The organism is Streptomyces sp. YS-3 (assembly GCF_045257485.1).
Classification (GTDB): Bacteria; Actinomycetota; Actinomycetes; order Streptomycetales; family Streptomycetaceae; genus Streptomyces.
This window is the reverse complement of the sequence record NZ_JBJHPC010000214.1, coordinates 1-11,162: the sequence shown is the minus strand read 5'-3', so window position 1 is coordinate 11,162 and position 11,162 is coordinate 1. Positions and strand designations below refer to the sequence as shown.

8 protein-coding genes, 1 tRNA gene and 1 other RNA gene are annotated in these 11,162 nt (G+C 71.9%); 5 read left to right on the top strand and 5 right to left on the bottom strand.

Going from position 1 to position 11,162, the window contains the following annotated elements; translation table 11 throughout:
- Positions 1-6: 6 nt before the first annotated feature.
- Positions 7-101, bottom strand: an RNA gene (gene ffs, locus ACJA3G_RS18765) — signal recognition particle sRNA small type.
- 72 nt (positions 102-173) lie between these two features.
- Here ffs and ACJA3G_RS18760 point away from each other — a divergent pair.
- The 5 genes from ACJA3G_RS18760 (at position 174) to ACJA3G_RS18740 (ending at position 6,076) form a co-directional block, all read left to right on the top strand.
- A tRNA-Ser gene (locus tag ACJA3G_RS18760) sits at positions 174-261 on the top strand.
- Positions 262-547: 286 nt separating this feature from the next.
- Positions 548-883 carry a CATRA system-associated protein gene (locus ACJA3G_RS18755; RefSeq protein ID WP_406554156.1) on the top strand — a complete coding sequence of 112 codons (336 nt, stop codon included), beginning with the start codon at positions 548-550 and terminating at the stop codon, positions 881-883.
- 46 nt (positions 884-929) lie between these two features.
- Positions 930-2,468 (top strand): CATRA conflict system CASPASE/TPR repeat-associated protein, encoded by a 1,539-nt coding sequence (locus tag ACJA3G_RS18750; RefSeq protein ID WP_406554155.1) that lies wholly within the window; start codon positions 930-932, stop codon positions 2,466-2,468.
- 101 nt (positions 2,469-2,569) lie between these two features.
- Positions 2,570-5,248 (top strand): CHAT domain-containing protein, encoded by a 2,679-nt coding sequence (locus ACJA3G_RS18745; RefSeq protein WP_406554154.1) that lies wholly within the window; start codon positions 2,570-2,572, stop codon positions 5,246-5,248.
- A 36-nt stretch (positions 5,249-5,284) separates the two neighbouring features.
- Positions 5,285-6,076 carry an NUDIX domain-containing protein gene (locus ACJA3G_RS18740; RefSeq protein WP_406554153.1) on the top strand — a complete coding sequence of 264 codons (792 nt, stop codon included), beginning with the start codon at positions 5,285-5,287 and terminating at the stop codon, positions 6,074-6,076.
- A gap of 84 nt (positions 6,077-6,160) precedes the next feature.
- Here ACJA3G_RS18740 and sigJ read toward each other — a convergent pair whose 3' ends face one another.
- From sigJ to ACJA3G_RS18720, 4 genes are all read right to left on the bottom strand, one after another.
- Entirely contained in the window at positions 6,161-7,048 is an 888-nt protein-coding gene (sigJ, locus tag ACJA3G_RS18735; RefSeq protein WP_406554157.1) for an RNA polymerase sigma factor SigJ, read from the bottom strand.
- Positions 7,049-7,071: 23 nt separating this feature from the next.
- Positions 7,072-7,848: an SDR family oxidoreductase gene (locus ACJA3G_RS18730; protein WP_406554152.1), complete on the bottom strand. Its 777-nt coding sequence runs from the start codon at positions 7,846-7,848 to the stop codon at positions 7,072-7,074.
- Positions 7,849-7,923: 75 nt separating this feature from the next.
- A complete protein-coding gene (locus tag ACJA3G_RS18725; protein ID WP_406554151.1) occupies positions 7,924-8,847 on the bottom strand; it encodes a cation diffusion facilitator family transporter in 924 nt (307 codons plus the stop codon).
- Positions 8,848-8,860: 13 nt separating this feature from the next.
- The gene (locus ACJA3G_RS18720; RefSeq protein WP_406554150.1) at positions 8,861-11,092 is read right to left on the bottom strand and encodes a terpene synthase family protein; all 2,232 of its coding nucleotides are present in this window, start codon (positions 11,090-11,092) and stop codon (positions 8,861-8,863) included.
- Positions 11,093-11,162: the final 70 nt, after the last annotated feature.

The following is an 11,162-nucleotide window of genomic DNA, read 5'->3' as shown; positions in this document are numbered from 1 at the left end:
GTACACGCAAGCGCCCCCCACGCACCCGCCAGAGCCGACCTACCCTTGCTGCCTTCCGGCCCTGGGGGAGTTCAGTCAGATAGCGCCACGTGAGGGGCTCCGCACAGGGTACCCGATCCCTGACCGGGGGACGAGTTCGCGAGCACCCCTCAGCGTCTTGTATTGTTTGCGGCGGAGGATTCGCCTAGTGGCCTAGGGCGCACGCTTGGAAAGCGTGTTGGGGGCAACCCCTCACGAGTTCGAATCTCGTATCCTCCGCCAGTGCCTCACCGGGCACGATGTCGAAGGGCCCCACCGCTTGCGGTGGGGCCCTTCTTCGTTGTCCTCTCCTCCACCCTCTCGACGCGACTCCGTAAAGCCCTCCCGGACGAGACCCCCGCCCGCCGGGCCCGGGCCCAGGCGCGTGCCGATGTCCGCGTTCGCGTCACGCAGAGACAGCGGAGCTCTACACTGCGAGCAACCGGGGGCCAACGCCCTCAGTCCGTACTGATGTCCGCCCGACAGGAGAGCGGGCTTCCTCGCCGGGCGTCCCGAAGAGGGGCAGGGGGTGAGCGCCATCGACATCGAGCGAGTACACCGTCGCGTGGAACCCATCGACGGATGGGTCCTGACCGGCGAGGACTGGCTGACCGCGGGGGCGGCGGTCGAGGCCCTGGCAGCCGCGCTCAGCCGTCGCGACGAGGATGCGGTGCAGATCGCTCTCGACCGGCTGCAGTCGCTGGAGGAGCGCTCATGGCGGGCCAAGGCCCAGCTCGGCCAGGAGAAAACCCCCATCCCTCCGCAGCAGCGCGAGCAGCTCAACTATCTGGTCCGCCGGCTCAAGCTCGAACTGAGGCAGCCGCCGCCCTCCGACTCCGCCGAGGGCACGCGGCCGGTCGGCTGAGGGGCACGTCGGGTCCAGTCATGTGTCGGGAAGCAGGTCATCCGCAGTGCGCACCTTCATCAAGCCGGCCCTCGTCATCACGTGCTTCGCGCCGCGTACCGCGGAGAACTCCGACTCGCCCCACCCCTACCTCGGCGCGCTGTGGACGGCGTGCCGGGCGCTCGGGATGACGTCACCGGTCAGGGGGCTCCCGGAACCGGAGCCCGTGCTGCCGCAACTGCCGGACCACGTACAGCACTTCACCATGCTGGCCGCCGCCCGGCGGGACAGCGAGGACGGGATCCATTCCGCCTTCGCGTTCACGGAACACGATGTGACCGGCCTGGTCGCGTTGCTGGCCCCCAATGACAGGCGGGCAGATCTGCGGCAATGGAGCGATCTTCTGGGCCAATGGACAACGGCTCTCGCGGCGGCCGGGCCGGTCCCCTCCTCCGAGGGGATCCTGCACGAGTTCCGGGTATTCGAAGCGCTGCGCCGGACCGGCACCGGGGGAGGCAGCCGCGCACTGTGCGACCACATCCGCAGATACGCGCCCTCGGACGGAGGCGGCTCGTGGTGGCAGGGTTTCGACGAGACGGACGAAGGCTTCCAGGTGTGGCGGGCCGGAGACTACGACTCTCCGCAGACGGTTTCCGACCTGTACGTTCTGGCTCCGGCCCGGCTCGAAGACGCTCTGGACGCCTGGGCGTGGACGTTACCCGCCCAATACGGCCTCAGACCGCTGACGCGTTACCTCATGAACGTGGCCAAGGTCAGCTACGAGAGACGGCTGTACGCCTCCTCCGAACCGCTGCAGCCCCGGATCGACCAGAGCGACCGGGAGGCCGAGGCGCTGCTGCGGACGCTCGAACCAGCGGCCTTGGGGGAGCCGGTCCCCCTGGAACGGGTCCACGCGGCGGCGGACCTGCTCGACCGCACCCAGTTCGGCCCCCACGGCCTCCTTTGGACGATCACGCACCTGCGGCAGCTCACCCGTACCGTCTCGATCGCCATCGACAACATGCGCCTGAACACCCCGGCCGTCCGACGCCGCGGCACCGGCTACACCTGGCCGGACTCCGAAATGGCGGCGGCAGAAGCACTGATCAGGCAGGTGCAGAGCGACCAGGTCTATCTGGAGGCGACCCGCGAACGCGCGGACGCCGCGCGCTCCGTGGCCTCGGCCCTCACCGAGCGGGCACTCAACGAGCAGCGGAACCGGCTGACGCTCGTTCAGACGTCCCTCCTGGGGGCGGTGATCACCGCACTCACCGTGGTCCAGGCCTTCGACTACAGGCTCCCGCTCTCCCGGACGCTCCAGTCACCCCTGATCCTGCTGCTCGCGGCGCTCGCTCTCGCGCTGCCCCTGACGATGCTGCGCTCCGTCGGAGGGGCGGCGGTGCCCACCGCGTACCGGTGGCTGGACTTCTGCGCGGGCGGTCTGCTCGGCACCGCCGTGGGCTGGACGGCGGTCGAGGCCTGGGGGGTGCGCGGCGGTCACGGCGCGGTTCCCCTGGTGGTGACGCTGCCGTGCGCGGGGGCGGCCGGTCTGCTCGCGTGCGGCGCGTACTACTGGCTGGCCGGACGGCGCTCCCGGCCCCGGTGACCTCCCCGCAACGGCTCCTCGGGCCCGCCGGGCGACTCCTTTCGGGCCTCCCAGGTTTCCGGCCGTACCGTCCGCACGCGATTCGAGAGCGAGGGTTTCGTATGGGCCAGAACGACGCCGGGGCACCTCGGCCGCCGGACTCCGACGCCTCCATCACCGCCTTCATCGAAGCGCTGGACGTCGAGGAGCTCATCACCCGGTTCGACGCCGACTTCGACGTACCGATGCATCAGTCCCGTGCGATCGGCATGCTGCGCCTGGCCGAGGCGTACGGGCCGGGAGCGCGGCGCGGCACCAGGGAGACCGCACGCCGGGTGGGCGCCTACTGGTGCGAGATCGTCCAGGCCGACGTCGCCTACGAACTGCTCACGGGCCTGGAGCTGATCGAGGCCTCCCGGGGCGACGCCGAGCGACTGCGCGCGTCGTGGTCGCGGGGCGGACTGGACCCGGCGGACACCTTCACGCGCTATGTGATCGCCAGGTGGTTCGACGGGTCGGGCAGGATCCAGTACCGGCTGGGCAGCTATACGACCGCTCGGCTGTCCTTCGAGACCGCCGTCACCGTGGCGGAGGAGTCGGGCCTGTGGTGGGTCCTTCCCGACCTGCGCAGCAACCACGCACGGGCCCGGTACGAAGAGTGGTGCCAGACGGCGCGGGCCACGGACGGTGACATGGGCGCCGGATCCTTCATCGCGCAGTTGGAGGCGCTGTGCGACGAGATCACCGCCTTGGGCCGAAGGCACGGCGTGCACACCGGCGTTCTTCCTTCCCGCAGCGCTCCGGTCAGGCACCGGGAGTTCCTGCGGGGCTATTCCAACGCTCTCCACAACCTCGCCACCGCGATCGGGCAGACCGGTGACAGTCGACGATCGCTGGAGGTCACCGCGCGTGCCCTGGCCGTATCGGAGGAGTTGGGGGACGAATACCGGATCGCGCAGTCGGTCACCAACCAGGGATTCCGCGACAGGGAACACCGTGCCGAGCACTTCGAGAGGCTGCTGGGGCTGCGATGGGAGAGAGGCAGACGCATCGCGCGCCAGAACCTCGCGATCGACCGCGGTGGCCCCGAGGGGTTGAAGGAACTGGGCCGCCTCCTGGACGAGCTGGACGGTGACGCGCCCGGGGCGGGCCGTCGGAACGGCATGGACGTCGACTTCCACGCGTTCACCGTGCAGGGGTACCGGCGGGTGGCCGGCAGTCTCCCCAGGGAGAGCCGGCCGGACGACCTGCTCTCCCGCCAGCTCGACATGGCGAAGTCCGTACGGGCGGCCATTGCCCTGCCGGCCTACAAACGGGCCTACGCCCGCCATGTCAGGCCGGCCTATCTCCAGGCGATCGCGGCCCACGTCCTCTCCGGGGACAACTCCCGGGAGAACCTGGAGAGGGTCCTGTCCCTGGTGGAGGAGTCCTCCGGCCGTGAGCTGCTGGACCTGCTCGCCTCCTCGCGTCCCCCGGTCCTCGCTCCCCCCTCCCGCCGCCTGGCCGGCGCCGGGGCGCCGCCTTCCCCGGGCACGGGAGAGAAGTACAGGGCGGCGCCCCAGCCGGTGGCCGACGAGCACCGGACGGCCCTGCGGGAGCTGCTCGCCGAACGTGAACGGGAGTACGAGGACCGGTTCGTGCACCATCCCCTCACCTCGGCGGCCCATGACGAGGACATCGCCCACCGCCTGGCCCAGTACACGCTGAACCACCCGGGCTCCTGCGTGGTCCGGTATTTCCGTTTCGTTGCCCCGGACGGGGTCCCCGGCACGAGGGACGGGGCCGTTCCCGACTCCCTGGGCATGGTGGTCTGCCGGGAGGGGCTCATGACACTGGTCCCGCCGGTGCCGTACGAGCAGGTGTCCGAGCTGGCCCGCCAGGTGTCGGCGGACCTGGCGGATCCCGGAGAGCGGGCACCGAGTGAGCAGACCTGCCGACGCGTCTGGGAACTCCTGATCGCGCCGGTGTGGGAGCCGGCCTGCCACGGCGGCGTCCCGTCCCACCTCACGCTGATCCCGACGGACGATGTCTTCGCCATCCCCCTGCACGTGGCCCTGGAGCCGGGTGACACCTGTCCCCTGGCCGCGCGGGTCCCGCTGTCACAGTCGGTGAGCGTGGCCGCCTTCGTCGCCCAGGGACGGCACCTGCTCAAACGGCAACTGGTGGAAGGGGATGACGATCTGGCCGCGCTGCTGGTCACCGACACCGACGCCACGGGTGGTGAGATCGTCCGGACGGGGTGGCCGCCCGAGCACATCGCGGTGGCCGGGAGCGTGCCGCAGGGGCTGGACGGCCCCATCGAGAGGCTGCCCGCCGACTGGGACGGGATAGCGGCGCTGACCGCCCGCAGACCGGAGTTCTTCGTGTACGCGGGCCACGGCACCTATGTGGACACACCCGAGGGGTACGGTCCGCTGCTGAACCTCGGTACGGAGGACGTCCTCACCCAGTTCGACCTCGCGCTCCATCTCGACCTCCCGCGCAACAAGCTCGCCATCCTGGGGGCCTGCCTGGCCGGCCAGGGCATGCGCTCCGAGGGAGGGGACGTGCTCGGTTTCATGCGGTCACTGATCATCAGCGGGGCGGGCGCCATCGGCGTTCCGCTGTGGATCGTGCTGGACACGGCCATGGTGGCCACCGTGCGCGCCCTGCTGCGGCGGAGCCGGGAGGCGCTCGGGCCCTCGGGGACCGGGGTCTTCGACGTGGTGGAGGCTCTGCACCGGCACTACCGCGAGGTCGTCCACGACTACCAGGACGTGGGGGCGCGCATCAAACGGCTGCCTCTCGCGTTGTACCTATGATCGAGGCCCGCAGTCGTCGCGCGCACGGGGGCAGACATGGACCGAAGTCACGGCCCTGACACGACCACGGGCGACAGCGGTGACGAGGCCGCGGACCGGCAGCGCAGGAGGGCCCGGCTCGCCGCGTACGACGCGCTGCGCGAGCTGCACCCCGCCCTGTTCGTGAACCCGCCGGGAGGTGCCATCGAGATCCTCCTCGACCGGGCGGACCAGGAGAGGGTGGCGCGGGAGGTCACGGAGCTCGCCGTCGCTTCCGGACTCCCGGAGGAGTGGGGGGACATCGGCGTCGTCTACCGCGATCCCTACGTCAGCGTGGTGCGTGACGCCGTACGGTTTCCCTCCGGCCGCACCGGAACGTATATCCGCATGGTCTCCGCGGCCGACGTGCCGGGCGCCGCGGTGCTGCCCGTGCTCAGCGACGGACGGCTCGTCCTGCTGCGTCACTTCCGCCACGCGGAGCGCGGATGGCATTGGGAGATTCCGCGCGGCTTCGGCTCCCCCGGGGAGGACGGTGCGGCGACCGCCCGCCGGGAGCTGCGGGAAGAGGCGGGGTGCGAGGCGAGTGATCTCACGCATCTGGGGACCATGTCACCCGACACCGGCCTCCGGGCCGGCCGCGACCACCTGTACCTCGCGCGGGTCGACACGGCCGGCTTCCGTGCGCACGCCGGCCCGGAAGCGCGGGAGGAGGGCATCGGGGAATGCCGGGCCCTGACCCTGGGCGAGTTCGAGGACATGCTCGTCACCGGCCGGATCTCCGACGCCTACACCCTGGCCGCGTACGGCCTCGCGCGCGCCCGGGGACTGCTGGGGGAGGGCGGCTCCTGAGGGGCGAGCCCGTCCTCCCCCGGTGCTCAGGCGCGGATCACGCGCCGGAGCGCGAAACAGTACGAAGACCCCGGCCCATGAGCCCTAACCCCGAGGCACATGCAAGAGTTTGTCCGGGTTGCGGATCGCGTCCACCGAGGTGATCCGGCCGCCGTCCACCGTGATCGCCACGATCGTGCGGGCGCCGTCCCAGTGGTGGAGGGCGAGGCCGGGTGCTCCGTTGACGTGGGCCGGTCGCAGGCCGTCCGGGGGTACGTGTGCCCGGGTGAGGGCGACGATGCCGCGTGCCACGCTCTCCGCGCCGCGCACGATCCCGCGCAGGGCCGTCACCTTGCCGCCGCCGTCGCCGCGCCAGACCACCTCGGGGTCGAGCAGCGAGACCAGCCGCTCCAGATCCCCTTCCTGGCAGGCCTTGCCGAAGGCGCTGACCAGCTCGCGCTGGCGGGCGTAGCCGGCGGGGTGGTGCGGGCGGCTGGCGTCGACGTGGCGGCGGGCCCGGGACGCCAACTGGCGTACCGCCGCCGGGGTGCGGCCCACCACACCCGCGACCTCCTCGAACGGCAGCCCGAATACGTCGTGCAGCAGGAACGCGGTGCGCTGGGCCGGGGACAGCTCGTCCAGGACGATCATCAGGGCCATCGACACCGACTCGTCGAGCGTCACCCGGTCGGCCGGGTCCTGCTCGTCCGGGGCCTGCTCCACCAGCGGCTCGGGCAGCCAGGTGCCGACGTACCGCTCACGCCGTACGCGCGCGCTGCCCAGCGCGTCCAGGGCGAGCCGGCCCACGGTCGTGGTCAGCCAGGCGCGCAGATCGCGGACCGCGCCCGGGTCCTCAAGGCCCCGCAGCCGCAGCCACGCCTCCTGGACGCAGTCCTCCGCCTCCGCCAGGCACCCCGTCGTCGTATAGGCGACCCGCAGCAGCCGGGGCCGCTCCCGCTCGAAGGCCCGGGCCAGTCCGTCCTCGCCGGACAGCGGCCCGCGCCCGGCGCCCGCGCTCACCGCGACCCCGCGACGCTCGCCCAGACCTGTTCGGTCCGCAGCCACTCCCCGAAGGACATGGTGCCGCGCACGTCCGGACGCTCGATGGTGAGTGCGCCCGCCCGCAGCGCCTGGCCCGCCCGGCCGGGCAGCGGCACCGGCATCAGGACGGCCTTGCGGCCGGTGACCGCCCGCCACACCCGGGCCATCTCGCGCACATCGGTGTCCTCCGGCCCGCAGATCTGGATCCGCCCCCGGTGCGGCACCCCCTCCGCCACGTCCGCGACCACCCACGCGGCCTCCATACAGGCGACGGTGCGCAGCCGCGCCCGGGGCACCGGCACCACCCCCCACTTGGCGGCCGACGCCAGCGCCGAGGCGAGCAGTTCGTGGAACTGGGTGGCCCGCACGATCGTCCAGGGCACCCTGCCCTCCCGTACGACCCACTCCTGCTCGGCCTTGACCTGCAAATATCCCATCGGCACCATGTCGCAGCCCACGATCGAGACGCATACGTGGTGCTGTACGCCCACGGCGCGCGCGGCGGCGAGCAGCCGGCGCGTCCCGTCCACGAGCGTGCGGGACGCCCCCTTGGACGACCCGTGGGCGTTGGAGGCGTCCACCACGACGTCGCACCCCGCAAGGGCGTCGATCAGGCCCTCCCCCGTGGTCAGGTCGACCGGGTACTCCCGGGACCTGCGGCTCAGCACCCGTACGCGATGCCCCCGCGTACGCAGCTCCTCGGCGACGCGGCTTCCCAGCGTCCCCGTCCCTCCCGCAATGGCGATGTCCATGTCCCTAGGACGACGCGCCGGGCCCGGATGTGACAAGGGCCGCACCGCTCCCCCGGTCCGGAGGCGGGCGGCCGGCTAGCCGTGCAGTGCGCCGGGCGTCTCGGAGTGCCCCTCGGGCTCCAGCTGGATGGTGGAGTGGGCCACGTCGAAGTGCTCGCCGACGCAGGCCTGGAGGCGGCCGAGGAGGTCGCCGTACCCGTTCGCCAGCGCCTCCGCCGTCACCACCACATGGGCGGTGAGCACCGGCATCCCGGAGGTGACGGTCCAGCCGTGCAGATCGTGGACCGCCAGCACCCCGGGCTCCTCCAGCAGATGCCGGCGCACCTCGGCCAGGTCCACGTCCCGCGGGGCCGCCTCCATCAGGATGTGCAGCGCGTCGCGGAGCAGTCCGTACGCCCTCGGCACGATCAGTACGCCGATCACCAGCGAGGCGACCGGGTCGGCGGCCTGCCAGCCCGTCAGCAGGATGACCAGACCGCCGATGATCACCGCGACCGAACCCAGCGCGTCGCCGAGGACCTCCAGATAGGCGCCGCGCAGGTTCAGGCTCCGGTCCTTGGCGTCCCGCAGCAGCCACAGCCCCACCAGGTTCGCCGCGAGCCCGGCCACCGCGACCGCGAACATCAGCCCGCCCTCGACCTCGACGGGCTCGCTGAACCGCCCGGCCGCCGACCACACCACCCAGCCGAAGACCGCCGCGAGCAGCAGCGCGTTGACGACGGCCGAGAAGATCTCGACCCGGACGAAGCCGAAGGTGCGCCGGGGTGTGGGAGCCCGCTGGGCCAGGGTGACCGCGCCGAGCGCCAGCGCGACCCCGACCGCGTCCGTGAGGCTGTGCGCGGCGTCCGCGAGCAGGGCGAGCGAGCCGGAGAGCAGCGCGCCGGCCACCTGGATGAGGGTGATCGACGCGCTGATGCCGATGGTCCACAGCAGCCGGCCGCGGAAGGTGCCGCTCAGGGTGCCCGCGGCCGAGGGCACCGGTCCGTGGTCCTGGCCCATACGGCAGAGTCGATCATGCCCCTGACGGCCCCGCCACCGGAGCCGCCGGGTGCCCCGCCACGAGCTGGGCGAACCGCAGCGCGGCCGTGCCGGGCCCGCTGGGGGCGAGCACCGAGGGGACCACGTTCGGCAGCGACCCGCCCCGCAGCGCCTCCTCGCCGTAGCGGCGCGCGCCCCGGTGCCAGTGGAGGATCCCCGCGATCCAGTCCTCCCACTCCCGGACATAGGCGTCCAGCGCCGCCCGCCCGTCCGCGTCGAGCGCGAACTCCTCGTACAGCAGCGGGACCGCGTGCTCCTTGAGGTGCTGGAACTGGCGCAGCCGGGAGCGCACGAGGTCGTCGACGACGCGTACGGCCGCCGGGTAGTCGCAGGCGAAGAAGCGCTGCACGACCAGGAGCAGGTTGTGCAGCTCCCCCTCGAACTCGATCTCCTTCTGGTACGAGAAGAAATCGTTGATCAGCATCCCGTAGTCCATGACGGCGTTCTCCAGGGCCGTCATCGTGCTCGACCGGAACAGCGCCTCGGGCAGCGCGTCGGCGTGCCGCATCCTGCCCAGGGCGGCGGTGAGGTGGGAGCCGAAGGTGAACCGGCGCATCTCCAGATAGTCGACCGGGTCGGGGATCCGGTGCTGGTGCTGGTTCAGCAGCTCCCACAGCCAGCTCTCCAGCATCGCCTCCACCGCGTCGCGGAACTCCTGCCGTCCCCGCGGTGACATCGGGCACGCCGTGCGCCGCCACAGATCGGCGAGCGACCGTTCCATCGGCGTCACCGCGAGCGCCGCCCCGGCCGCCGGGTCCGCGGGGTCCATCACCCGCAGCAGGCGCTCATGCGCCAGGCGCGCTCCGGCGAGGTCGCCCGAACGCCCGTACCGCAGGGGGTAGTAGTCGTCCCCGTACGTCCCCCAGGTCAGCCACTCGGCGTGCAGTTCCAGCTCCTCGGGGGTGGCGTCGGGGTCGAGGCCGGCCGAGCAGAGCGCGAAGTCGTAGCCGAGGAGCTTCTGCTCGTCCCAGATGTCGTCGAGCAGTCCGTGCCGCCCCGCCCAGGCGACGGATCGTTCTCGCGCGTCCTTCCAGTGCGGGCTGAGGGTCAGGGGGAAGGGGATGTCGAAGTCGGGGAGCACGGACGGGCCGACGCGCTGGAACGGCACATGCGTGTGGCTGCGCAGCCGGGCCGCCGCGGGGCGCCCGAAGAGGTTCCGCACGTCCAGCGCGGAGGTGCCGAGGACCCCGGCGACCGCCGGGCCGCGCCCGCGCGTCTCCTCGTTCATGTACCGGCTGGAGCGCATGTGCCACTCGTGGCCGCCGGACTGCCAGTCCTGGAGGCCCTTCACGTACGCCCCGATCCGCGCGCACTCCTCGGGGGCGAGCCCCTGGTCCAGGCAGAGCGCCGGGACCTCGGTGAGCGCGGTGTTCTCGAATTGCTGGAGCCGGGAGGTGAGCAGGTCGTTGACGGTCTCGGCGGCCTCCTGGGTGGAGCATCCGAGGAACGTCTCCAGGACGAGGACGCCGTTGCTCAGCTCCCCCTCCTCCTCCACCTCCCGCTGGTAGGAGAAGAGGTCGTTGCGCAGATGGACGCCGTCGGAGAAGGCGTCGGTGAGCACCCGCAGGGGGCGGGAGCCGGCGACGGCGTACGGGAGTTCGGCGTTGGCCGCGTACTCGACGATCCCCGCCGACCAGGGGGCGCCGCCGACCTTGCGGCGCATCTCGATGTACTCGACGGGGTTGGCGATCCGGCCCTCGCCGATGTTGACGAGCTCCCACATCGACTCGTCCAGGAGGTTGCGGGTGGACTCGGCGAACCGCTCCCGCCAGCCGTGCGACATGCTCGGCACGGTCCGCGCCCACAGGTCGGCGAGGCCCGCCTCCACCGGGTTGACGGGCTCGGGGAAGCCGTCCGCGAGATCCATCGGCATGAACGCCGGCAGCCGGTCCAGATACGCCCGCGCCCCGTCGAGGTCCTGGGTCCGTTTGAACTCCTCCAGGAAGTGGTCGTCGAAGAAGAACACCCACACGTACCAGTCGGTGACGAGGGAGAGGACGTCGGCGTCGCAGTCGGGGTGGGTGTACGAGCAGAGCAGCGCGTAGTCATGGGCGTCCAGATCGCTCTGCTCCCAGACCCCGGACCCCTCCAGCATGCCGCGCTCGCGGGCCCACGCGCGGGAGTGGACCCGGGCGGCCTCCAGATGGGGGTTGAGCCGGGCCGGATACGGCATGTAGAAGTCCGGCAGTACGAACGGCTGGGTCACGGGTTCCCCTCCTGATACGACCAGATACGACCAGTTGGTCGGCTCCAGCAGTACCGGTGGGGGGTGGGGG